Genomic DNA, 23984 nt, shown 5'->3' on the forward strand with positions numbered 1-23984 from the left:
CCCCGTTTCGAGGCATCGGCCATAAGGACCAATCATTTTCCGCGCCGGTTGGGCAGCAAGATCCTCCTTTCGGTCCACGAATAAAGTGCTCCCCTGATAAAGAATGGTCGTATGAGCAGCTATCCCCAGTTCCCGGTTCCGCCCGGAGAGACGCCCCACCCCGGCAACATGTACCCCGTGTACACGCCGGTTGAGCAGCAGCCGGCAGAACCCCTGCCCTACCACCGGCTCGCACGGACGTACCCGGTCTACCGCTGGTGGAAACCCATTGTGGTTGGCCTGATCGCGTTGGGCCTCTACTTCGGCATGATTATCCTGGCGACGGTTGTTTTCCTCATTGCGATTCTGGCGAACCCCTCGATGGATAGCTCGACGGAGGAGCCGATGTCGGCGCTGGAAAGCGTAGACATCGACATGAGCGATCCGGTGACCTTCGCGCTCACCATGCTCTCGCTCATTCTCATGATTCCGGCGCTTTTCTGGGCCACTCGCATCATGAATTTCCAGAAGGTGGGGATGCTGACCTCGGTGCGCGGAACCATGCGCTGGGGTTGGCTTGGAACTTGCATGGCCGTCGCCTTCGGCGTCCTGCTGCTGAGCGTCGGAATTTCAACGGCACTGGACCTGGTCCAGGGAATCCCGTTTGAACCCGATTTTTCGGGCCCGGACATGTGGACGCTCCTGCTGCTCACCATCATGCTGGTGCCGTTCCAGGCCGCCGCCGAGGAGTACGTCTTCCGCGGTTACTTCATGCAACTTATTGGCGGCTGGCTGCGCCATCCGGCATTCGCGATCCTGCTGCCCATCCCGTTCTTTGTGTTCGGGCACATGTACGACATCTACGGACAGCTCGATGTGGCGCTGTTTGCGCTCGCGGCGGGATGGCTGGCTTGGCGGACCGGCGGCCTCGAGGCCGCCATCGCTTTGCACGTCATCAACAATTCGGTCATCTTCTCCCTGGGCGCCATCGGCTTGGCCGATGTGAACGCCACCGAAGGGAGCTTGGGCGGCCTGCTGCTCTCGGCAGCCACAACAGCGGTCTTTGTGCTCGTCGTCGTGAAGCTTGCAAACAAGCGTCAGATCGAACGCTTGAGTTTTTCGACTGTCACATAGTCGCGCGTTTCGCACTGTCCCTAAATGCATGGCTTCCAGTCCCAAGCCTTACACGACTCCCACGCGCTGGAGTTTCAGTGAACCACACCCAAGGAAACGCTATGCCGGCCGATTCAGCGCCGCCGCGGTCGCCGGGGACCGTTCCGAAACACTGGCCGCGGTCAGGGCAAAACACTCGACCTGTCCGCCACTACCAAAGACCCAAGACCCTGGACATACCGGGCCTAGCTTGGATCAATCAACCAAGTGGAACCACCGAAATGGAAGCCGCTTAACTCCCGTTGGTTCCATTCAGCTATAAAGATTCCGGGATGGCTTTCGGCAGGTGCGTATTCTTGGATCAGGTGTTTAGATGTCTGTGATCCGGAGGCCTGGGAGGGCCAGGATGTTGCTGGTTCCGATGAGCTTGCCGGCGGTGAAGGACCCAGACGATGTGCGATTTCGAAGTTGTTGAATTGCATGCAGGGCGATGCGTGCGGCAAGTTCACTGCCGCTTCGTCCTCGGAGATAGCTCGCCTTGGTCTCACCATGGGCGTTAGTGGCCCGAATCCAGATTTGCGTGTAATCCACATCGGATCCCCTGGTCTTGCGCCCCTCGCGCGTCGAACGGTGCGGGCCGCCCCTAGTTGTTTTGGCCAGCGTGCGGACCAGAGGCAGGGCGAGCCGCGCTGACAGGAGGTTCATACGGGTAGTGGAATAGGCTGTGACCTGCCTGATGCCTGTGGCCTGCGCAACGGCGAAGGCATCCCCCAGCGCCACGGGGATCCCGGTAAGCCGCCCATCGGGCAGGTTGAATCCGGTGATCCGACAGTCCTGGGCCGACCATCGGCCGTCCTTGATGCCTGCGCCGGGTAGGGCCAAGATCTCCAACATGGTCCTCGAGACGCCGACAGTCCGTGCCCCACCTCCATTGGTGCGAACAATCGTCAAGCTGGCCGGTTCCTTGATTCTTCCGATCAGGTGGGCTGCAAGGGCTTCCACTGCGGCCGTACCAAATCCGGCCCCGGGAACAAGACTCACCCCAACTTTCCGGGCGTCGCTGTCCAACGACCAGGCATCCTCGAAAGTGGTGGCCTCATTGGACAGGTCCAGATAGTGACACCCGTTCCGAAGGCAGGCGCGCATGAGCCCAGCCGCCGTATGGGCGAAGGGGCCCGCCGTGTTGCAAACGATCTTCACGTCACTCAGCATGGCATCCAGATCTTCGGGATCCACGGTCCCCGAAGCGCGCCACGGCAGGTTGAGGCGCTCGGCTGCTTCGACGAGTCGTGCCGAGGGGCGCCCGGCAAGGACGACGTCAAACCCGGCCGCACAAGCGAGGGCGGCTATACGTGTTGCCATGGAACCACATCCATAAATTAAAAGGATGATGCTGCCCTCCCTGCGTTACCCTAGGCCATCCCACTTATTTACCGTTACACTGCGTATCATTATGGTCTCATCAATCGGACGCCCGCGAAACGCCAACCTGGATACAGCCCTGCTCAGGGCCGCCGAAGAGCTGATTCTTGAGCGCGGCTTCGGCGCAGTATCAGTAGAGGCGATTGCCTCCCGTGCCGATACAACCCGCCCGGCGTTCTACCGGCGCTTTGACGGCATTCCACGCCTTGTATTGGCGTTGCTGTTGGACCGGTTCGCCATTGACCTTGATAAATGCATCGATTCCGGCAATCTCCCGGACGACCTCGAGGCCATTCAGCGCGACCAACTGGAGCTATTCTCCAGCCCACTCGTCAAACGAAGTCTGGCCGGATTCTTGGGTTCCCTCCACGAAGATCCGGATCTGCGAAGAATCTTTGTGGAGGAATTCCTCGCCCCCCGCCGTTATGGCGCCGGCATGATCATTCTGCGGGCGGCCGGCCGGGGGGAAATCCCTCAAGATCCAGATCTGGAATGGGTCCTCGACCTGCTCACAGGGCCACTGTTGATGCGGGCCGTCATGCCCGGGCTAACGGGATTCGATGAGGCGTTGGTGTCCCAAACAGTGGCCAGCGCGCTGGGCGCACTGTCCTATCGAGCCCCCTAAGGAAGCAGGTTTCCATGCGACACCCGGTTGACAGCTCTCTCGTCCACAAGCGTTCAGCAACCCAGGTGCTGCTGCGCACTGCTGAAACCAATCCGGACGGCTCTCTGGGGATCAACGTGGCGCTTCCGCAGGGCCACCCTTTCCACCACACACTTCCGGAATCTACAACACTTCTGGGCGTTGAACTAATGCGCCAGTGCGCAATCTCCTTCGCGCATCTGGATCGGGGGGTTCCCCCAGGCTGGGCCTTCCTGATGAACGAAGTCGCGTTCGGCTGGCACGGCGGAAAGGCGCCGGAAACCCCCGAACAATTCACCGGACGCGTCAATGTTCGGCTGCTGGCCGCAAAAACGCGCAAGGAGGTAGTCAGTGATCTGCAACTGGAAGCCGACTATGTCGCGGGAGGCGTCATCCTGGGAAGCGGCCGCGGAGACCTCTCGACCCTGCCACCCAGGGCCTACCAAGCGATCCGCCGCAACGCCTCTCCCACCCCCCTGGAATCCACCGGCCCCCTCGGGACCGTCTTGGCCGACGTGCACCACGAACCCGAAGGGCTAGAAGCACGACTGGTTTGGAACCAGAAGGACAGATTCATCTTCGACCACCCTTGCGACCATCTGTCGGGAATGCTGCTCTCCAACGCGGTCCTGCATGCCCATCGACTACTCACTGGTTCACAAGCCCAAGACTTCAGCCTACGATGCGATAACTTCGCCGAATACGACCAAGTCACCCAGGTCGCCACGTCCTTGATTGCACCAGGCAAAACCCGGACCACCATCATTCAATCCGGACGGATCGTCGCCTTTGGCTCCTGTGGAGGGCCCCGTGCGGCAGGAACCGTTGGACCGGCAGCCGGCCGGTTCCACCGCCAGCTCATCTCTACTTCCTAGCGAGTTCCAAAATTCATGCCCACCCTATTGCCACGGATCATCTTCCTTCTTATAGTTTAATTACAAGGCGAAACGTAATATAAAAAATGCAGACCACGCGTTTCGTCGGCACAGCGTGGATCGGACGGATCACGGGGAGTGAACCGGCAATGGTACCCCTTCAGGATCCACCATCAGCAACTGGCATTTCGGCATGGAAAGCGCGCCCCTCTCGCGGGTGCGCTTGGAATGGAAGAGCGGTCATGCATCCGCCACTCCGTAACGGCGCCCGGTCTCCGGTCACCCACCCGCACCCCTGACCCGCGGACGCTCTTTGGTCAATCCAAAGGCCCACGTCCCGCACCTCCCGGAAGGCCGCTAAAGGCCTCATTGCCCGGGGAAACGCCGGTACCCGGCGAGTCGCACACCATGTTTTGCACATGGCTCTCCGGATCCATGTGCCATCTAGTCTCCGGAGTTGCCCCTTCACTACAGGAAGTTGACCATCATGACTGAAGTCCTTCAGCAGCTTGAGTACAACGCCGCTGCGATCCTGACCACCGAGCACCCGCTGGCCACCACCAGCGAACACCCCATCACCACGCCCGAAGCAGCAGTGGACAACGACAAGGCGTGGGGGCACCTTTACGGTGCCATCACCGCCGGGCTCGGTGTGGACCCCTCCAATTTCCAGCTCAACTACCCCTTTGTGACTTGGGATTGGCCCGTGACCAATCTTGGTTACACGAGTGCAGCGCAGTACGACTTCTGCTCGGCGGTGCCTCAATTCAGCGCCACCGGTGCCTACACCTCGGCTGGCACCGAGTTCAACGACACCTACGGGCAGATGCTCCATGTCGTCGCCGCCGACACCTCGGACCCGGCACTGGCAGAGAAAATTTCCCAAGCGCGCAATGCGCTGAACCTGGCGACCAACGACTACCAGAACACCTACGGACAGGCCCGCGAGGCCTACGTTCGTGAGACGGGTGGAAACAACGTCCCCACCTTCACCGAATGGCTGGGCACCTACGGCGGCAAGGCTTGGGTAACCCAGCTGGCCGCAGCCTCTAGCACTGTCGATTCGAAGAAGCGCGTGCTGGACCAGCTGGTCTCCGAAACATCCACACCCGGGCTCAGTGACGCGATCGCTAGGTTGGACAACAAGGACTATTACACCAAGCTCCAAGACACGTCCCTTTCCGGCTTTCCGGCGGTCCCCGGCTACTCACTGGGCATGGATGCGACGACCTGGTTGCAAAAGGTCCAAGCCGGGACCGGTGGCAGCAGCGGCGAGATCAGTTTTTCCAACTCGCAATCCGAATACGATTACAAGAAGACATGGGCCGGCGGCAGCGCCTCGGTAGGCAACTTCTTCTGGAGTGTGAACGTTGGCGGCTCCTGGGAACGAATCGACGAGTTCGGCGCGGACAACTCCCTGGAAGTGACAGTCAACTTCAAGGCCTGGGACAGCATCAGCATCGATGCAGGCCGCTGGTACAACGGGGCGTTCGTGCGTAGCGTCTCCGAAGGCCCATTTGTCCGGGGGTTCTCCCCCGGCGGCGAAGGCGGCAGCAAGGCTGTCTGGGGCAAGGACGGGATCATGGGAGTCCAGAAGGTGGGGATGGTCGTTTGCTACAAGCCGTCATTCTCCATCAAGGTCAGTAACTCCACGTTCAGCTCGTTCTCGGAGAAGTGGGAGGTGTCCGCCGGACTTCGGATCGGACCCTTCAGCTTCAGCGGTGGTGGCGGCAGCACGTCCTCCGGATGGAAAGCAGACAAGGCAACCAGCACCTTCACCGGGGAATCGACCGCGGAAACAGCACTGATCCTTGGGACGAACATCGCCCTGATCAATCCCGCTTAGGGCTTCACATTTCAAGGTGAAACTCGAAGGATTCCGGCCCACCCTGCGATTCAATAGCGTTCACGCAGGGTGGTGCCAGGGGCCGAACGACCAGGCATAACATGGCGCTCTTAGGAACATAGCTGCACGCCACAAAGGGCTGCTCAACTCGGAGAACTGGTTTGGTGGAATCGGCTTGACGGCACATTCGCATATGGCTCCGTCGAGCTGTTTTCACTAAGCATCCCCGAAGTATCCACGGACCCATGGATCCCGCAATCCAAGTGCGCCCGCATGGTGATGTGAGACAGAGACGAACCGGCCGTGGTGCTGAATGAACTTGTGCGTGAAGCTTGCGCAGAAGGGGGTGCTGTGGCGCGCATTGCGCAAGTGAGCGGACAGCCAGAGTCCCGAATCTACCAAATTCTGGATCGCCGCTAGCTTCGTCAGCCACCGGAAGGCAAAAATAAGCCCCACCCTTTCCTTGCGGATCGGGTGGGGCTATTTCATTTGAAGATGCCCTTGGGGGAAGCATCTGCAATTGCATTCGCAGGTACTTGGGGGTTACCTGCGCCGCCGAAACCGCACCAATGTTCTCAGGATCCGGAGCGTAATCCTGCCTGAAAACGGAGTCCCACTCGACCAGAGAAGAAGTTTGGGGAATCTCCTGAGGTTTGTCTGCGGGCTAGGGTTTCGTTACGAAATGTAATTGTATGTGTGACGCTACGCCTGAAACCAATACCTTGTCTAGTCTTTTTTCAGCCGATTTTTCAAGCGAAAGAAACCGACGCAAAGGCTGCCCGGGATGCCTGCACGCGTCGAAAATTCATAACGAGTCCAACGGTCAGCAGAGCAATCGCTCTCGATCCTTAGCCCGGCTGCTTCATCGAGGGCCGTTTCCGTTTCCAAGCGAGACAGTGTGGCCGGCGATCGCCAGCCGGGGCCTCAACCCGCAGCGCGCTCGCCTGGGGCTCCACGCCGAGCCGGTCGCGGGTCCAGTCACGGAACCCCGGCGTGTACGCGGCGTGGTTGATCGTCCACAAGACGGTTGAACACATGCCCACATCCTCGCACGCCACCGGGCGGATTGCGCCCGAGCCGGGACCGCAGGTGAAGCTAGCGGATCAGCCGGATGCCGCGCGCCCTGTCGATGGCGGCGGTGCGGTTGTCCACGCCGAGCTTGTCGTAGATGTGGATCAGGTGGGTCTTGACCGTCGACTGGGAGATGAAGAGCTCCTGGGCAATTTCCTTGTTGCTCTGCCCGCGGGCCAGCAGCTGCAGCAGCTCGAGTTCGCGAGGGCTCAGGTCGGTGTTGTTGGCGCGCGCCTCCGGGGTGATCCGGGCGGCGATGTCCGAGGAGAGCACCTGCTGCCCCTTGGCCGCGGACTCGACGGCGGCCAGCACGTCGGCCAGCGGGGCGTCCTTGAGCAGGTAGCCGGCGGCCCCCGCGTCCAGCGCCGCGCGGATGTCCGCGTCCGAGTCGTAGGTGGTGAGGATCAGCACCGGAGGCCCATCCTGCGCGCGGATCCGCGAGGTGGCGGTGACCCCGTCCATGCCGTCCATCTGCAGGTCCATGAGCACCACGTCGACGTGCTGGCCCAGCGTTTCAAGGCGCGCCAGCTGGGCCAGCGCGGCGGCGCCGTCGGAGGCCTCGGCCAGCACGGTCAGTCCGCCCTGTTCGGTGAGCACGGCGCGCAAGCCCGCGCGCACCACCGGGTGGTCGTCGACCAGCAGGATCTTCAAGTCAGGCATTGTTTTCTCTTTCCGTTCCGTTCCAAGGGATGCGAACGGCCAGGACCGTTCCCTCGCCCGGGGCCGATTCGATGTCCAGCGTGCCACCCAGCAGCGCCAGGCGCTCGCGCAGGCCGGCGAGGCCGAACCCGGTGCCGTCGGCCCGCGGCGCGCGGGGAAGTTCGTCCAGGTCCATGCCCTTGCCGTCGTCGAACACGTCAAGCGTGACGGCATCGGGCAGGTAGCCCAGGCTGAGCACCGCGCGCGATGCCCGGGCGTGGGAGGCGACGTTGGCCAGCCCTGACTGGGCGGCGCGCAACAGCGCGGCGGAGACGGGCGCCGGCAGGGACACAGCCTGGCCGTCCTGCTTGAAGACGACCTCGAAGCCCTGGCCAGCGGCCTCCGCGGTGCGTTCGGTGGAGGCGCACAGCCTGCGCAGCCGACCGGCCAGTCCCTGGGCCCCGGTCTCCCCGCCGGACAGGTCGCGGACGAAGTCGCGGGCCTCGGCGAGGTTTTCCGCGGCCGTGGCGCCGATGGTTTCGAGGCGTTCGGCGGCGGCCGCGGTGTCCCCCGCGGCGAGCGCGGCGCTGGCCGAGCGGGAGACCAGCACGATGCTGGAGAAGCCCTGGGCCAGGGTGTCGTGGATTTCGCGGGCCAGCCTGGTGCGTTCGGACAGGGTCCCGGCGCGGTGCTGCTCCTCGGCGAGGGCCGCCCGAGTGGCCTGCAATTCAATGAGTGCGCGGCGCTGGTTCACCCCCTCGGTGTACAGCGCCCGGTAGGCCATGCCCATGACCACCGCAAAGATCGCGCCGACCACCGGCCCGATCACCTGGGGAGCGCTCAGCGAGCCCGAGTGGAAGGCGCCGGCGCCGATGACCACGGCGGTCAGCATGGTCACGGCGATCAGCGAATGCCGCTGTCCCAGGATGTGCAGGTGCAGGAAGAAGAGCGGGAACGCCAGCCAGGAGTAGTCGGCGTTCAGGTACATCAGCACCAGCCAGAGCACCACCACCCCGCCGAGCCACCACTTGGCCCACTGCACGGTGCTTGGCGCGCGGCCGCCGAAGTGGCGCTTTTCGGCGATGGTCCCGGCCAGGTACAGGGCCGCCAGCACGCCGGTGAGGATGATCGCCAGCAGGCGCCGGCCCGGCGATTCCTCGGAGACCAGCATGCGGAGCAGCCCGACGCCGAGCAGCGCCGCGAAGCCCACGTGGAGCCCCACGCGCAACACCCGGAGCACCACTTCCCCGGCCGAGGCCGGCAGCTGGTCGGCAGCCGCAAGGGCGGTGCCGGGGCTTGTCAGGTCATCGGGATTGCTGGTGTTCACAGCTCCAGCGTAGTGGGATCCGCAAGCCTGGCGGCTCAACCGTTCGGTTGAATCCCGGCGGCCATCGAGGACACCCGCTAGCCGGCGATCCCGAATTCGCGGCGCAGCGCGCTGCACGCGGCGAGGTGGCCGTTCATGCCGTGCACGGCCGGGCCCGGCGGGGTGGAGCTCGAAGCCAGGTAGATCCCCCGGGCCGGGGTCGCCCACGGATCGGCCGAGAGCACCGGGCGCACCAGCATGCCGAGCATGTCCGTCATGCCGCCGGAGATGTCCCCGCCCACCAGGTTGGGGTTCTGCGCCTGCAGCCCCCGGGCCGTGACGGCCTCCGAGTATTCGACGGTGTCGGTGAAGCCGGGGGCGACGGCCTCCAGCTGCCTGGTGATCGCCGCGGTCATGTCGCTCGGATCCCCGTTCGGGACGTGGCAGTACGCCCACAGCACGTGCTTGCCCGCCGGGGCGCGGCTCGCGTCGAAGCGGCTTGGCTGCGAGACGATCGCATAGGGCGCGCGGGAGGCTTCGGTGTTGGCCAGGCGCTCCGCGCGGCCGATCTGCGCGGCGGTGCCGCCCAGGTGCACGGTGCCCGCATCGGCGAGCTCCCGGTTGCGCCACGGGACCGGGGCGTTGAGCACGTAGTGGACGACGCAGGAGCCGGGGGCCCGGCGCGTTCCCCTGAGCCGCCTGGCGTACTTCTCCGGCAGCCGGGCGCCGGAGATGGCGGCCATGGCCTCCGGCGAGGTGTCAAAGAGGACGGTCTTTTCGGGGATCTGCGCCAGGTCCGTGACCTCGGTGTCCAGCTCGATGCTGCCGCCGGCCTCCGTGAACAGGTTCGCGAGCGCGTCGGAAATGGCCTGGGAACCGCCCCGCGGGATCGGCCAGCCGGCCGAATGCGCGGTGGCCGCCAGGAAGAGCCCCGCACCCGTTGCCGAGGGGCCGCGCCCGCCGCCGGCGGTGTGGGCGCCGCAGCCGGCAATCATCGCGGCCGCCAGCTCGCCGGTGCCGAGCCGCGGGACCATGAGTTGCGCCGCGCGCAGCCCGAAGGCCGCCAGCGCGCCGGGGTGCCGGGGGACGCGCAGCAGCGGGTTCAGCAGCAGGTCCGCGGTGGCGTCCATGCGCCCGACCACGGGGCCCAGGAGCCGCCGGTAGCCGGGACCGTCGGCGCCCAGCCCCTGCACCGTCCGGTCCAGGTCGCGCCAGGCGATGCCGGCCCGGCCGTCGGCCAGCGGGTGGGCAAAGGAGATCTCCGGGACGATGAAGTCGACGTGCCTGCGCAGCCCGACCTGTTCGAAGAACGGGGAGACGAGGGACATCGGGTGCACCGCCGAGCCGAGGTCGTGCACGGCGCCTGGGTAGCCGAGTTCCCGGGTGCGCGCGGCGCCGCCGACGCCGGAATTCCTCTCGATCAGCCTGACACCCAACCCGGCGTTGGCCAGGGTGAGCGCCGCGGCCAGGCCGTTGGGGCCGGCGCCGATGACCGCCGCGTCAAAGGCCACGTCGGCCTCCCAGGACAAACCTGTCAGGCGCGCCGGCGAAGGGGCCGGCCTGCGGGTCCAGCTGCCCCACCCTGCGCACCGGGTCCAGCTCCGGCCTGAACATCGATTCGCCCACGCGGTACATCAGGTACCCGGTGGCGACCATGTGCGCCAGCACTGCCATGACGTAGAAGGAGGTGGGGAACGTGTTGGACGCCTTGATGTCGGCGGTGGAGGCGTAGAGGTACATCCAGATGGCCCAGAAGTGCAGCACCTCAAAGAGCTGCCAGAGCAGGAAGTCCTTCCACTTGGGCCAGGCCAGGGCCGCCAGCGGGATCAGCCACACCACGAACTGCGGCGAGTAGACCTTGTTGAACATGACGAACGACGCCACGATCAGGAACACGAGCTGGCTGAAGCGCGGGGCCACGGGTGCGCGCAGCCCCAGGTAGAGGATCACCGCGCAGCTGGCCACGAAGAGGCCCATCGCCAGCACGTTGATGAGGTTTGCGTCGAGCGTGGCCATGCCCGGAACCACCGCCGCGGTGACATTCCAGATGTGCCAGAAGGAGGACAGCCCGGCGCCGCGGTCCTCGGTGAAGGTGAAGAAGTGCTTCCACGCATCGAAGTTCACCACGGCAAACGGCAGGTTGACGGCCGTCCAGGACAGGGCCGCGCCGCCCAGGGACACCCAGAGCGGCCTGTAGCGGCCGGAGCGGATGGCAAGCACAATCACCGCGCCGAAGAAGAGTATGGGGAAGAGTTTCATGGCGGTGCCCAGCCCGATCAGCACCCCGGCCAGGAAGGTGTTCTGGCGCGACCACGCCAGCATCGCCAGGGCCAGGAAGGCCACGGCCCACATGTCCCAGTTGATGCTTCCGGCCAGGATGATGCCCGGTCCCAGCGCCACCATGGCCGCGTCCCAGGGCCGGCGCCCGGCGGTGCGTGCCGTGGCGATCACCACCACCATCCAGAGGCCCACCATCAGGAAGAAGTTCAGGTCGAAGAACGCCAGCGCCCTGTTGTACTCCCCCGCGGGAATCAGCGCGGCGGTCAGCGACGCGACCACCGACATGAGCACCGGGTACTCGAACTCGGCCCCCGTGGCGAACGGGGCAAAGGGGTTCTCGGCGAACCCGCGGGCGTGGAACAGCGAGGTCCAGTCCGAGTAGCAGGCCCACGCATAGGCGTTGGTGCCGCCCCAGCCGTTCATGCGGCACGCGTTCTTGGAGGCCACGGCCAGCAGCGCGGCGATGACCGTGAGGATGATCAGCACGCGTTCGACGGTGAAGAAACCGGGGCTGATGCGCCCCGGACTCGAATGCCTGCCCAGCGGCCCGCCGATGACCTCGGTGAATTTGCGCAGGAACGCGTCGCTGCGGCTCGGCACGGTGATGCGGACCGGGCCGACGCGTGGCTTCGGGGGGCCTTGGGTAGGGGTGTGGCTCATGGATTTCAGCCTAGTTGGTCGACCCGCCAATATCCCGGCCACTGGTCCCGCGGCGCGCGTTCCCCGCGGGTTCCGTCGTTCCCCGCGGGTTCCGTCGTTCCCCCGCGGGTTCCGCCGTGCCGCGCGGACGATGCCGGACGGCGCGAACGATGCCGGACGGCGCGGGGAAACCGCTCAGTACTTTCGTTCCTCGGCGAACCGCAGCGGGGACAGGCTCGCCCTGCGGCGGACCAGGTCCAACGCGTGTTCATCGAGACGGCGGTCCTCGTCGCTGCGCAGCACCAGCTGCGGCACCTCGGAAGCGTGTCCCGACTCGTCGCGGGTGACGAAGATGCTCATGCACTGGGTCGTGGCGCGCCACTCTGTCCCGCGCGGATCCTTCGCCCGGACGTGCACCGCGATGTGCATGGAGTGCGGGCCGGTGTGGATCAGCCGGGCCTCGAGCTCGACGACGTCGCCGATGTGGATCGGGCTCAGGAAGTGGATGCCTCCGGAGTACACGGCCACGGCATCCTTCCCGCACCAACTCATGGCGCAGGCCCGGGCCACCTCGTCGATCCAGCGCATGACGATCCCGCCGTGCGCGTTCCCGCCCCAGTTCACGTCCGTCGGGGAGGCCAGGAACCTGAAGGTCTCGCGCGGCGTGGTGCCCGCATCCGTGTAGGCCTGGCCGAACATGGCATTGCGGATCTCCGCACGGCCGGCAATGCGTTCGGCGGCGCCGGCGGCCAATTGCGCCGTTTCGGCGTCGGCCGGCTCGAAGTTCGGAATCTGCTTGGGCTTGCGGTCCTCGTCCATCGCGACAAATACCAGGATGCAGTCCATGGCCGGGCGGAAGATGCGCTCGCGCACGTCGGCGGCGTCGACGGTGACGACCACCTGCATGCTGCTGCGCCCGGTGTAGACGATCCGGGCAGTGATCTCGATCAGGTCGCCGTTTTCAATGGGCCTGGTGAAGTGCACGTTTCCGACGTATGCGGTCACGCAGTACCCGCCGCTGTAGCCGACGGCGCAGGCGTAGCCCGCCTTGTCGATCCATTCGAGGACCCGGCCGGCCTGGACCGTGACACCGTCCTCGGAGACATCTGTCGGTGCCGCCAGGAAACGCAGCTTCATTACGTCGTTCATGGGGCAATCCTAGCCGCGAGCCCCGCAACGGCGCGGATTGTTGCGGCGCGGGACCGCCCCGGGCGGAGGCTCCCGCGGCGCCCCACGGGGCCTTAACGCGGGGATTCAGCCGACCCTCAGCCGTTCCATCGCCGCCTTCAACCGGGTGTCCAAGTCGTCGGCGACCTCGCGAATGGCCGGGTTGCCGCTGATCCGGGTCAGGACGAGTGCGTCGACGGCCTCTATCGTCGTTTCGGTCGCTCCCACCGCCCTGCGGACCACCACGTTGCAAGGCAGCAGCGCGCCGAGTTCGCGTTCGGTGAGCAGTCCCCGGTTGGCCAGATGCGGGTTCCAGGTCCCAAGTATCAGGTAGTCTCCGATCCTGTCGGCCGACTCCCGGCTGATCTCCGCGGTCAGGACGGCGCGGACATCGATCTCGGTGAGCACCCCGAGGCCCTGGCGCCCAAGCGCCTCCTTGGTGCGGGCCACCGCCTCCTCCCAGTCCAGTGGAACGGTGATGCTGTGCGTGTAGCCCATGGCCGTGGTCCTCTCGCTGGTGCAGTGCGTTGCGCGTCGGCTTGCCGGTGTTGCGGCCAAGCCTAGTCTCGTTCCGGGGCGCTGTCTGCACCGGAACAGCCCGCTTCCCCATGGCTTGCAAGGACCAATTACGGGGCCCAAGTTCACCTGTTGCGGGAATGCCCGCCGGGGATACCTGCCCAAGGCCATAGGCGGCCGATCAGGACAAAACCAAGCCAACACATTCCGTTGACCAGCAGGATGCCGGTAGGCGGTGTCGAAGTCACCAGAACCGTCACCAGACACAGCGTTGCGGCCACCAGACCAAGAAGCACCAATAGGCGCGACCGATTGAACCCTCTACTGACGTTGTCCGCGAGTCCCGGGCCTTCGTCCCGCCAGACCGGCTGAACCGCCGATGCCCTTGATGCGGCGGTGTCGGGAAGCCCAGCTTGAGCGGGCGGGAGGCTTCGTTCGGGCGGCAGCGCCCCCGTTGCACGTCGTTGCACGGCGGCCCGAGGTACATCGGGTTCTGGGATCCGCATGGGTGCAGCCCCGTGCTCGACCGACGCGTAGGCTCCTGCGGGTGACGGGTGGGTCAGCAGCCAGAAATCGTAGTCGAACCGCCGATCCGGGTCCCCCACGACGTCCCAGGCATCCATGATCCGCTCGGTCAATTCCGCGTCGGCGCCATGGCGCAACAATGCCAGCCTCACGGCTGCCTCGATCTGGTTGGCGGATGCGGTACGCCCGACCCCCAGGTACTGATAATGATCCACTGCTTCTCCCCCAAGGAAAACGGCCATCAACTCTCCCAGAGTTGCCCATAAGGCTGCCATGCGCAATAGGAACATGGAGGGGAATAATTCCCCGGAATTCTGCGGAACGGATCATTTCCGTCCCGCGTTGGCCCGCACCCATCATCGATTGGCCGCCCCCAGAGCACCCGCAAGGGAACTACCCGTCCGCTACGGGGGAACCAAGTTTCCAGGCGTCGATCCCGCCCTCGAGATGCAGAACGTCTTCGTATCCGGCCGCGGCGAGGGCTTCCAACGCCTGCCCGGAACGCACACCGGCCTTGCAGTGCAGGATCAGCGGAATGCCCTGCGGGATCCGTCCCAGCAATGTTCCGTCGTTGATGCCACCGACCGGGACCAGCACGGATCCGGGGATGCGGGCGATCTCGAATTCCACCGGTTCGCGCACGTCGACCAGGACAAACCTGTCCTCCCCGGCTTCGCGCTTGGCAAGCCTGGCAGCCAGCTCTTCGACACCGATCAGTGCGTCGTTCGCGGCGGCCTTGCCGGCCGTTTCGGCGAGGCCGCAGAAGGATTCGTAGTCGACGAGCTCGGTGATGGGTTCCGATTCCGGGTCCTTGGCGACGCGCAGCTCGCGCCAGCGCGAGGAGAGCGCGTCGAAGACCAGCAACCTGCCCAAGAGCGTTTCGCCGACACCGGTGATGAGTTTGACGGCCTCGGTGACCATCATGGCCCCGATGGAGGCGCACAGCATCCCGAAGACCCCGCCCTCGGCACAGGACGGAACCGAGCCCGGGGCCGGCGGGTCCGGATACAGGTCCCGGAGGTTGGGCCCGAACTTGTCCCAGAAGACGCTCACTTGGCCGTCAAAGCGGAGGATTGAACCCCAGACGTACGGTTTGCCCAGCAATGCCGCGGCGTCGTTGACCAGGTACCGCGTGGCGAAGTTGTCGGTTCCATCCAGGATGACGTCGTAGCCCTCGAAGATTTCCAGCACGTTGGTGGAGTCCAGTCGGACCTCGTGCAACCGGACCTCGACGCCCGGGTTGATTTCCGCGATGGAGTCCCTGGCCGAGTCCAGCTTGCTGCGTCCGATGTCGCCCACCCCGTGGATGACCTGGCGTTGCAGGTTGCTCAGTTCCACCGAGTCGTCGTCAACGATCCCGAGGGTTCCCACGCCCGCGGCCGCAAGGTAGAGCAGCGCCGGGGAGCCCAAACCGCCGGCCCCGATAACCAACACCTTGGCATTGCGCAGCCGTCGTTGCCCTTCGAGCCCGATCTGTGGGATTAGTGCGTGTCTGGAGTACCGTTCAAGGTCCTCAGACGACAGCGGCGGTCCGGGCTCCACCAGCGGGGGCAACCCAAAAATGGCATTGTCGACAGAATGATTTATCATTTGTTTTAGACTCCATTGGTGTTGTTGCGGAACCGGATCACGTTTGTTATCAACAGTCAAGGCAATAAATTTGGCGCGTGAAAACGGCGTCACTTTACGTGAATTCGGCAAGAAAATATCTTTGTCAAACGTCGAAAAAATCATTATCGAGCCGATCGGCGTCGGAAAAAACTACAGGCGAACGCGGCCCTCCATGGCGGAGGAAGCCAAAGCGTGCTCGCGCTTGGGGATGCGTCCCGCGAGTGCGGCCAAACGACCTCCGAGAACCGCGTGCTTGAAGGCCTCGGCCATGCGAACCGGGTCCTGGGCGCGGGTCACGGCGGAGGCCAGCAAAACAGCATCGCACCCCAATTCCATGGCCAACGCCGCGTCGGAGGCAGTGCCGATCCCGGCATCAAGAATCACCGGGATCCCTGCCCGCGCCACGATCAGTTCGATGTTGTGCGGGTTCAGGATGCCCAGTCCGGTTCCGATGGGTGCACCCAGGGGCATGACCGCCGCAACCCCGAGCTGCTCCAGGCGGAGCGCCAGCACCGGGTCGTCGTTGGTGTACGCAAACACCTTGAAGCCGCGGTTCACCAGCTGCTCAGTGGCGTCCACCAGTTCAACGGCGTCGGGAAGCAGGGTGTGTTCGTCAGCGATGACCTCCAGCTTCACCCAGTCGGTTTCCAGTGCCTCGCGGCCCAGCTCCGCGGTCATCAGGGCCTCGCGGGCGGTGAAACATCCCGCGGTGTTGGGCAGGACCCGGATGTTGTTCTCAAGCAACAGGCCAAAGAGGTTGTTTCCGCCGCTCGTCGCGGCATCGGGGGCGCTGTACCTGCGCATGGCGACCGTGGTGAGTTCCGTTCCGGAGGCTACAAGCGCCGCGCCCAGTCCCTCCAGGCTCGGGGCTCCGCCGGTGCCCATGATCAGGCGGGATCCCAACTCAATGCCGTCGATGATCAGCGGGTCGGTCTGGGTGAGTACGTTGTTCATGGTTCGCTGCTTTCTTCCAGGAGACTATGGGTGGCGACCGCGCCGGCCGCCGGGTCAAGGGGAGCTTCAGCCGCCCTGCACTGCGGTGACGATTTCCACCTCGTCATTGACTTGGAGCCCGGTGGCGGACCATCGGCTGCGCGGGACGATGCCCGCGTTCAACGCCACGGCCACACCCAGCCTGCCGCCGTCGACGGGGTGCCCGGTGGGCAGCAGGGTCCTGCCGGTCAGCGTGGCGACCAGGTCGGACAGGGTGCTTCCGTCGACCAGCGGGTGGGGGGTGCCGTTGAGCTGGATGGTTGTCATGAAATCTCCTGGAGGTGAAGGGCTGGCGAGAAACGATCGGGGCGGAAACGATCCCAGGCGGGGTCGCTCCTGCCGTGCAACAACTCTGTGGCGATGTGGGCGGCAATCGGCGTCAGCAGCACGCCGTGCCTGAAGAAGCCGGTGGCGAGGATGAGCCCGGGGATGTCCGTTCCGTGGGCATCGGCCACGCGGCCCAGCAGCGGCGCGTTGTCCGGCGTCCCCGGTCGTGCCCGTGCGGTGGTTTCCAGCAATTCGAGCTCGGCCACGGCGGGCAGGAGCACCTGGGCGTCCCGCAGCAGTTGGTGCACACCGCCGGCGCTGACCCCGACGGACCCGTCCTCACGGGAGGTGGCGCCGATGACCACGGTTCCGTCGCTGCGCGGAACCACGTACACGGGAAGTCCGCGGACCTGGCCGCGCAGTGTGGCGGTGACCAGCGGTTGCAGGTTTTCGGGCACGCGCAGCCGCAGGATGTCCCCGTACACCGGCCGCAGCGGGAGGCGCAGGCCGTGCGGCAAACCATCCAAGTGCGCGGCGCCGTGCCCGTTGGCCACGACGACTTCCCGGGCATGGACCTCGCGTCCGTCCGCGAGCAGCACCCCGGTGATGCGGGAGTGGGTGTTTTCGGGATCCTCGTGCAGCAGGGAGGCGGCGTTGGTGCCCACCAGGCAACCAGGCTGCGTCGCGTCGTCGCCCCCGGCGACAACCGCCAGGCCGTCGAGGATCGCGCGGGCCACCGCGCGCGGATCGACCTGGTGGTCGCGCGGCACCAGATAGGCCGCGGCAAGGTTCGGGGACAGCAGGGGTTCGAGCGCCCGGGCCTCCCTGAGGCTGAGCCGGCTGACCTCCAGGCCCTGCCGATGCTGGGCCTCGCACAGGTCGGCCAGCGCCTGGCGATCGGCGGGATCGGCACCCACCACCAGCGTCGGAGTGGTCGAAAAACAGCTCCCGGCCGGGCCCGTGGGCAGGGTTGCGGCGAAGGCCGGCCAGCGTTCGGCGGAGGCCAGCGTCAGTTCCAGCAGGTCTTCTTCCTGGTGGTGAAGCTCGCTGACCGGCGCAAGCATGCCGGCCGCGGCAAAGGTCGCGCCGGTTCCGGGGGCCGGGTCTATGAGCGCCACCCGGCGGCCCGCACGCCGGGCCTCCCAGGCGATGCCGAGGCCCACGATTCCGCCGCCGACAACGGCAAGATCGGTGGTGATGTGGTCGGACAGGGTGCACGACATGAAGGCTCCTTCCCTACGCCGGCATGATCCGGATCAGGTTCCACGCCTTCCGTGTCGGGAAGGCGTCTGTCGGTCGGCGCTTACGGCGCCCTCTCAGCCAGCATCACTGGCTCCCGCGGTACGAAACCCAGTGTAGGGGATACGAGCCGCATCATCGTCGCAGATGACGTCGACGCCCCGCGATCGTCCGTTCGGGTGCCTCAAAGCCCGAACAGGCGATCCGTGTCAGTCGGCGGTCCGGGCATCGGCCTCCAGCAGGTGCTCGCTGACCGCCATGAAGGCTGCTGCTGCAGCGGGCCCCTCGAACGGGTCGACGGGCAAGGCCGTGGAAGAAAGCTTGACCCCAACCACGCCGCTCGCGCGGTTGATGTAAATCATCTGCCCGTGGATCCCCAGGCAGTAAGCCGTAGTCCTGTCGCCGGACATGAACCAGAATTGGCTTCTGTACTTGCCTCCGGGCATGCCTTTCCCGTGGGGACCCGCTGCAAAGGCCTCCGTTGAGTCCCCTCCCCCTGCAAAGATGTCGTCGACCCACCCGGCATCCAACACCCATTCACCGGTCAGCGACACACCGCCGTCACGGATCATCGCCCCGAACTTGACCGCGTCCGTGAGCGTGGCACTGATGCCGCCGTCGAACATTCCCGTGCCTTGCGAATCAACGCACATGACGGCGTCGCTGCGGGCGCCGAGCTTGGACCACACGCGTTCGGAGGCAAGCTCCGCGAACGGCTTGCCTCCGGCTTCCTCGCAGAGCCAGCCCAGCACGTCGGTTTCGCAGCTGCGGTAGGCGAAATGCCCACCGTGTTCCCGCTCGCGTTCCAGTGTTGCCAGGAATTCCTTCAGCGTTCCGGGGGTGTCGGCGCGCGGGGGTGCCCAGCCGACCGAGGCATCGAGTTTGCGCACCTCGGCATCGGGGTCGAGGTACTCCTCGCTGAACCTGATGCCGCTTCGCATGTCCAGGATGGCGCGCACCGTGGCGCCCGCGTAGCCGCTGTCCCGAAGTGCCGGGACATGGTGTTCGATCGGCAGCTCGATATCGATCAGGCCGTCGGCGGCGAGCGATCCCACGACGCTGGAGACGATCGACTTGCTCACCGACATCAGCAGGTGCCGGGTGTCGGGACCCATCTCCCCGAAGTACTCCTCGGTGACCAGCCGGTCCCCGTGCAGCACCGCCCAGGCGTCGGTGCGGGTCTCGGCCAGGATCTCGGCGACACTCAGGCTGACGCCGCCGGGCAGCGGCACCTCAACGGACCTGAGGTCCCGCGGTTGCCTGGCGAGTTCGGCCGCCGGGCCGGCGGCGGCGATGCTTGCGCTCGGGAAAAGCTCGTCCATGTGCTGGAAAGACCAGCGCAGGTGCTCGGGTTCCTGCCAATTCGCGGCGCTGGGACGGTGCAGGTCGGCGGAATCTGTCATGGGCTTCTCTCTTCTCGGGGGCTGGTTCGGGGACGTGGGGCGCGCTAGACGGCCTGACCGGACGCGGCGAGTTCCGCGTCGTAGGCGTCCTGCCCGGCCACCACGGTTCGCAGCACGCGGGCGGTGAGCAGCACGTCGTTGCCCTCGGTGAAGGGGTCCGCGTCGATGACGACGAAGTCAGCGGCGTACCCCGCGGCCAGGCGTCCGTGGGTGGCGCCGTCGCCCACGGACTGGGCGGAGTCGCGGGTTGCGTGGATGAGCGCGCTGGCCAGCGGCAGGGCCAGGTCCGGCTCGACCGCGCCGCGGGCGGGATCCAGCGCCGAGCGCCGGGTCGTGGCGACGTACAGGTTCGGCAGCGCCGCGTAGGGCGCGGTCGGCGCGTCGGAGGAGAAGGCCAGCAGCGCGCCGGCGGCCTCGTACTCCGGCCAGGCGAAGCCGCGCTCGGTGCGCTCGTCCCCGAGCATCGCGTCCCAGTTGTCGCGCACCGCGGAGTCGGTGTGCACCGGCTGCATGGACGCGGTGACGCCGAGCCGTGCCATGCGTTCGGCGGTGCCGGGCGCCGCGTACTCGAGGTGCTCGATCCGGTGGCGGCGCTCCCGCGGCCCGTTCAGGTCGGCGGCGTGTTCGATCGCGTCCAGCGCGATGGTGCTGGCCGCGTCGCCGATGGCGTGCACGGCGACCTGCAGCCCCGCGGCGTCCGCGGCCGCAAGGACCGGCTTGAGCTGCTCGAGCGGCCAGATCGGCCCCTCGTTGCTGCCGTCGAAGTACGGTTCGTGCATGGCGGCGGTGCAGGCGTCGATCACCCCGTCTGAAACGAACTTCACGCCGACCACCCGGAACCCCGGGCCGAAGTCGCGGGCCGCCAGCTCGGCCGCGCGCCGCACCTGGGCGACGTTTTCCGCCTCGTCCCCGGTGTTGGAGACGAACCAGTGCGCCGCCAGGCGCATGGGCAGCCTGCCGCCGTGGCGCTGCAGGGCGCGTTCCACGGTGGCCAGGCCGATCTCGTCGAAGGCCATGTCCACGGCGCCGGTGACACCTGCGGCCAGGTACGCCTCGAAGACGCGGTCCAGGCCCGCATCGCGCTCGGCGTCGCTGGTCACGGAGGCGAGGTGTGGCCACACGAATTGCTGGGCCGCGGTTTCCAGCAGCAGGCCGGTGGCGTCGCCGTTGTCGTCGCGCACGATCCGCCCGCCCAGCGGGTCCGGGGTCTCGCGGGTGATGCCCAGTTCGGCAAGGGCCGCGCCGTTGACCCAGCAGGAGTGGTAGTCGTTGTTGTCCAGGTAGACGGGCACGTCGGGGACCGCCGCATCGAGCATGGCGGCCGTCGGCTTGCCGTCGGGAACCGAATCGAAGAGCCAACCGCGGCCGAGCACGCGGGCGGCCCCGGGTGCCGCGGCGCGCGCTGCGGCGAGCCGGGCCTGGATTTCCTCCAGCGTGCGCGCGGAGGTGAGTTCGACCTTGGCCAGCGCCTCGCCGGTCATCAGCAGGTGGGTGTGCGAGTCGATGAAGCCGGGAACCACCAGGCGGTCTTCGAGGTCGACCGATTCGGCGTCCGGCCCGGCGAAGGCCAGGGCCTTGGCTGCGGTTCCGGCAAAGGCGATCTTCCCGTTGTCGACGACCAGGGCCTCGGCCCAGGACGCCTCCGGGTCCGTGTCGGCGGTGAAGATGCGGGCGTTGATGTACAGCGTGGTGGTCATGCGGGGATTCTCCTGGGTGTTGAAGTTTTCGTGAAGGGCTGGCGTTGCCGGATGTTCCTGCCGCCTACTTGGCCAGGACATCCGGCGACTCCACCGGGGCGGTCACGGACGGGGCGCGGTACAGGCGGGTGGCGAGCACTGCGACGGCAACCGTCGGGACGGCCAGCAGCATGCTCGAGACGCCGAGGAAAATGGTGAATCCGTGGTTGCCGAGCCATGCCAGCAAGGCCGCGCCGATGATCGGGGTCAGGCTGGAACCGACAAGGTAGACGGCCAGCAACGGGCCGGACCAACGGCCGTCGGCGGAGAGCGCCGCGGACACCGCCACAAAGTACATGAACGCGACGGCGTAGACGGTGTTCCAGGCGATGAACAGGACGATGAACACGGTGGGGTCGGTGGCGAACCCGGTGGCGATTTTCAGGGCGCTCCCGAGCAGCATCAAGACGGCCAACGGCACGGCGCGGCCGAGTTTGTCGCCGACGATCATCAGCAGGACCGAGCCGATCAGCCCGCCGGCCGTGGCACCGCTGAGCGCCAGGCCCAGGCCTTCCGGGGTCACACCGGCCTGCGATTCGCCGAGCACCCCGCCCATGGCCCAGAGCGAATCCTCGGTCACGGCCCACAGCGCGAAGACGACCAGCAGGGTGAAGCCGGCAATGGTCACCCGGCGGTCGGCGGACCGATGGGCCGGGGTCCCCGATGGCATCGGCAGTGCCGCGGCCTGCGGGTTCCCGACCGGCACCTGCGGCAGCCAGCCGCTGAGCACCAGGCCGATCAGGCTGAACAGCGCCAACGCGCCGAAGACGTTGATCGGGGCGAGCCCCAGCACCGGCAGCACGGCGAGCACCACGGTGATGATCGCGCGGTTTGCCAGCCCGTTGAACCCGGCAACGCGGTCAGGGTTGATGAAAGCGGCGAAGGCGGCGCCGGAGGCGGCAACCGCACCGCCGGCACCGGCACCGCCGACCAGCAGGCCGGCGATGATCACTGCCGGGCTGGGAACCAGCGCCGCGGCGCCGAAGGCCAGCACGCCCAGGAGCAGCCCGCCGCGGGCCACGGAAAGCCGTGAGCGCCCGGCGCACAGCGGCGCAACGGACAGGCCGACGATCGCGGTGGCCAGCAGCACCCCGGTGACGATCCACCCGGCGGTGATGAAGTCGACCCCGATGGACGCCTCCAGCGCGGTGATCATGTACGGCGAAAGGTTGACGCCGAGGTAACCGGCGATGGCGATGGCAAAGGTGGCCGAGGCGCTGGGCAGCCGCAGGGGGATGCGGCCGGCGTGGGGAGCGTGGGACATGGGAGTCTCTCCAGGATTCTGACACTGACGACGTGGAAACGGTGAGCGGGGAATGCGCCCGAGGGGCGACATTCACGTAAACTAACGGTGTTAGTTTTAACGATTATGACTGCCGTCACACCATTTGGGAAGACCCTTTTTCGAAGTTCCCCGGCCAAGGACCCACGAAGAACCACCCCGGGAAGCGTCTAGGCTTGTGAGAAGCCGGCGGGACACCAACCCGCCCACGACCGATTGCCCCCGACCCCAGGATGCAGCCCCATGGCCCGACCGCACCGCCCCGTGCTCACGGCGGAAATCATCGCCGACGCAGCCATCGAGCTCATCGACTCCGGGGAGCCCTTCGGGGTCAACGCCCTGGCCCGCGCACTGGGGGTCAAGCCGCCGTCCCTGTACAACCACGTCCAGGGGTTAGTGGCCATAATCGAGCTGGTGCGCGGCCGGCTGGCGGAGCGCTACATGGCGGACCTGCCCGTCAATGCGCCGTGGGACGAGACCATCGAGTCGATCATCCGTGCAGAGCGCCTCATGTACACCTCGCACCCGCACATCGTGCCGCTGATCGCCACCAGCACCGTGACCGACCAGCAGGCCATCACGGCCTATGACTCCATCGCTTCATCGCTAGTCGACGCGGGTTTTCCCGACGACGAGGTGCTGGTGCTCGTCCAGCTTTTCGACGCGTTCGCGCTCGGGTCGGGACTGGACTACGCGGCACCCGATGCAGTCTGGCGGCCGGAAGGCGAAACCCGAAATTTGGGACGCCTCCTGGAGCTGGAACCGCGCGGAAAGGTGCGCAGCAACCAGGCCTTCGAAATCGGGCTTGCGATGCTGCTGGCCGCCATGCGCGTCCGGCTGGAGGGGCACCTGCAGGACCAGGGCGTGTCGGGGTCGGGGGAAACTTCCTTCTAGTGAAGGGACTTGAGTCCCACCACGCCACCGACGATCATGACGAGAAAGAGTACTTTCAGCAGCGAAACCGATTCGCCGCCCGTGGCCATGGCATAGACGACGGTCAACGTCGCGCCGATTCCAACCCACACCGCGTAGGCGGTGCCCAGCGGAAGTTCCCTCATCGCGTACGCAAGTCCAAGCATGCTTGCGATCAGGCCCACCACAAAGACGATGGACGGGGCCAAACGGGTAAAGCCTTCGGATTTGCCCAGGGCAGTGGCCCAAACGGCCTCAAGAACACCGGAAATGATAAGCACGAGCCAGGACATGACAGTCTCCTAAAGGGCCGTCTTGTCGCACACCGGGTACGGCACCCATCGTCCGGATCCCCTGTCATAGGGTCTTCCTCCTAAGGTCGCACACCCCCGGTCCGATGGCAACTTCTTACACCAGCGCCAGCTCCAAGGCCGGATCCCTCCTCGACCGAAACCGGTCTATGGCAATCGGTTTTGATGTGCCAGTCTGGGTTCACCGGCACCACCAGAGGCGGGACAAC

The 23984-nt window shown here is 66.0% G+C and carries 22 protein-coding genes and 2 riboswitches; of the genes, 5 read left to right on the forward strand and 17 right to left on the reverse strand.

The window, feature by feature from the left end:
• Window positions 1–111 precede the first annotated feature (111 nt).
• Window positions 112–1113 (forward strand): CPBP family intramembrane glutamic endopeptidase, encoded by a 1002-nt coding sequence (locus ACFY5D_RS11400; RefSeq protein WP_387529364.1) that lies wholly within the window; start codon window positions 112–114, stop codon window positions 1111–1113.
• A 348-nt stretch (window positions 1114–1461) separates the two neighbouring features.
• Here the strand turns inward: ACFY5D_RS11400 and ACFY5D_RS11405 are convergent, their stop codons facing one another.
• Complete coding sequence (locus tag ACFY5D_RS11405; protein ID WP_387529795.1) at window positions 1462–2484, reverse strand: saccharopine dehydrogenase NADP-binding domain-containing protein; 1023 nt, start codon at window positions 2482–2484, stop codon at window positions 1462–1464.
• On the opposite strand from ACFY5D_RS11405, the gene ACFY5D_RS11410 reads away from it, so the two are divergent.
• The 3 genes from ACFY5D_RS11410 to ACFY5D_RS11420 all read left to right on the forward strand — a co-directional run bounded on the left by ACFY5D_RS11410 (window position 2480) and on the right by ACFY5D_RS11420 (window position 5878).
• Entirely contained in the window at window positions 2480–3139 is a 660-nt protein-coding gene (locus tag ACFY5D_RS11410; protein ID WP_387529367.1) for a TetR/AcrR family transcriptional regulator, read from the forward strand. The genes ACFY5D_RS11405 and ACFY5D_RS11410 overlap by 5 nt on opposite strands.
• Before the next feature lie 14 nt (window positions 3140–3153).
• Window positions 3154–4032: an AfsA-related hotdog domain-containing protein gene (locus ACFY5D_RS11415; protein WP_387529370.1), complete on the forward strand. Its 879-nt coding sequence runs from the start codon at window positions 3154–3156 to the stop codon at window positions 4030–4032.
• Window positions 4033–4519: 487 nt separating this feature from the next.
• Window positions 4520–5878 carry a hypothetical protein gene (locus tag ACFY5D_RS11420; protein ID WP_387529373.1) on the forward strand — a complete coding sequence of 453 codons (1359 nt, stop codon included), beginning with the start codon at window positions 4520–4522 and terminating at the stop codon, window positions 5876–5878.
• A gap of 726 nt (window positions 5879–6604) precedes the next feature.
• Here the strand turns inward: ACFY5D_RS11420 and ACFY5D_RS11425 are convergent.
• From ACFY5D_RS11425 to ACFY5D_RS11495, 15 genes are all read right to left on the reverse strand, one after another.
• Window positions 6605–6766, reverse strand: a complete 162-nt coding sequence (locus ACFY5D_RS11425) for a hypothetical protein (RefSeq protein WP_387529376.1) — start codon at window positions 6764–6766, stop codon at window positions 6605–6607.
• Window positions 6767–6973: 207 nt separating this feature from the next.
• Window positions 6974–7609, reverse strand: a complete 636-nt coding sequence (locus tag ACFY5D_RS11430; RefSeq protein WP_387529379.1) for a response regulator — start codon at window positions 7607–7609, stop codon at window positions 6974–6976.
• Window positions 7602–8915, reverse strand: coding sequence for a sensor histidine kinase (locus ACFY5D_RS11435; protein WP_387529382.1), 1314 nt, complete (start codon window positions 8913–8915; stop codon window positions 7602–7604). The genes ACFY5D_RS11430 and ACFY5D_RS11435 overlap by 8 nt, the downstream gene beginning before the upstream one ends.
• Before the next feature lie 77 nt (window positions 8916–8992).
• A complete protein-coding gene (locus ACFY5D_RS11440) occupies window positions 8993–10405 on the reverse strand; it encodes a phytoene desaturase family protein (RefSeq protein ID WP_387529384.1) in 1413 nt (470 codons plus the stop codon).
• Window positions 10395–11834 (reverse strand): glycosyltransferase family 87 protein, encoded by a 1440-nt coding sequence (locus tag ACFY5D_RS11445; RefSeq protein WP_387529387.1) that lies wholly within the window; start codon window positions 11832–11834, stop codon window positions 10395–10397. The genes ACFY5D_RS11440 and ACFY5D_RS11445 overlap by 11 nt, the downstream gene beginning before the upstream one ends.
• Before the next feature lie 174 nt (window positions 11835–12008).
• Complete coding sequence (locus ACFY5D_RS11450) at window positions 12009–12962, reverse strand: acyl-CoA thioesterase (RefSeq protein WP_387529390.1); 954 nt, start codon at window positions 12960–12962, stop codon at window positions 12009–12011.
• A 105-nt stretch (window positions 12963–13067) separates the two neighbouring features.
• Window positions 13068–13478 (reverse strand): DUF302 domain-containing protein, encoded by a 411-nt coding sequence (locus ACFY5D_RS11455; protein WP_387529393.1) that lies wholly within the window; start codon window positions 13476–13478, stop codon window positions 13068–13070.
• Window positions 13479–13621: 143 nt separating this feature from the next.
• Window positions 13622–14263 carry a J domain-containing protein gene (locus ACFY5D_RS11460; RefSeq protein ID WP_387529396.1) on the reverse strand — a complete coding sequence of 214 codons (642 nt, stop codon included), beginning with the start codon at window positions 14261–14263 and terminating at the stop codon, window positions 13622–13624.
• A 151-nt stretch (window positions 14264–14414) separates the two neighbouring features.
• On the reverse strand, window positions 14415–15611 hold the full coding sequence (gene moeB / locus ACFY5D_RS11465) for a molybdopterin-synthase adenylyltransferase MoeB (RefSeq protein WP_387529398.1): 1197 nt from the start codon (window positions 15609–15611) through the stop codon (window positions 14415–14417).
• A 171-nt stretch (window positions 15612–15782) separates the two neighbouring features.
• Window positions 15783–16586: a thiazole synthase gene (locus tag ACFY5D_RS11470; protein WP_387529401.1), complete on the reverse strand. Its 804-nt coding sequence runs from the start codon at window positions 16584–16586 to the stop codon at window positions 15783–15785.
• Between the two features lie 66 nt (window positions 16587–16652).
• Window positions 16653–16892: a sulfur carrier protein ThiS gene (gene thiS, locus ACFY5D_RS11475; protein WP_387529404.1), complete on the reverse strand. Its 240-nt coding sequence runs from the start codon at window positions 16890–16892 to the stop codon at window positions 16653–16655.
• Complete coding sequence (gene thiO / locus ACFY5D_RS11480; RefSeq protein WP_387529407.1) at window positions 16889–18115, reverse strand: glycine oxidase ThiO; 1227 nt, start codon at window positions 18113–18115, stop codon at window positions 16889–16891. The genes thiS and thiO overlap by 4 nt, the downstream gene beginning before the upstream one ends.
• A riboswitch (TPP riboswitch) is annotated at window positions 18109–18241 on the reverse strand. (Overlaps the previous gene by 7 nt.)
• 99 nt (window positions 18242–18340) lie before the next feature.
• Window positions 18341–19534: a serine hydrolase domain-containing protein gene (locus tag ACFY5D_RS11485; protein WP_387529410.1), complete on the reverse strand. Its 1194-nt coding sequence runs from the start codon at window positions 19532–19534 to the stop codon at window positions 18341–18343.
• 44 nt (window positions 19535–19578) lie between these two features.
• The gene (locus ACFY5D_RS11490) at window positions 19579–21231 is read right to left on the reverse strand and encodes an amidohydrolase (RefSeq protein WP_387529413.1); all 1653 of its coding nucleotides are present in this window, start codon (window positions 21229–21231) and stop codon (window positions 19579–19581) included.
• Window positions 21232–21295: 64 nt separating this feature from the next.
• Window positions 21296–22534 (reverse strand): MFS transporter, encoded by a 1239-nt coding sequence (locus tag ACFY5D_RS11495; RefSeq protein WP_387529416.1) that lies wholly within the window; start codon window positions 22532–22534, stop codon window positions 21296–21298.
• Window positions 22535–22795: 261 nt separating this feature from the next.
• On the opposite strand from ACFY5D_RS11495, the gene ACFY5D_RS11500 reads away from it, so the two are divergent.
• A complete protein-coding gene (locus ACFY5D_RS11500) occupies window positions 22796–23446 on the forward strand; it encodes a TetR/AcrR family transcriptional regulator (RefSeq protein ID WP_387529419.1) in 651 nt (216 codons plus the stop codon).
• On the opposite strand, the gene ACFY5D_RS11505 is transcribed toward ACFY5D_RS11500, so the two are convergent.
• Window positions 23443–23757, reverse strand: coding sequence for a DMT family transporter (locus tag ACFY5D_RS11505; RefSeq protein WP_387529422.1), 315 nt, complete (start codon window positions 23755–23757; stop codon window positions 23443–23445). The genes ACFY5D_RS11500 and ACFY5D_RS11505 overlap by 4 nt on opposite strands.
• Window positions 23758–23768: 11 nt before the next feature.
• Window positions 23769–23834: riboswitch (guanidine-III (ykkC-III) riboswitch) on the reverse strand.
• Between the last annotated feature and the right edge of the window lie 150 nt (window positions 23835–23984).

The sequence above is a fragment of the Paeniglutamicibacter sp. NPDC012692 genome (assembly GCF_042901625.1).
GTDB lineage: Bacteria > Actinomycetota > Actinomycetes > Actinomycetales > Micrococcaceae > Paeniglutamicibacter.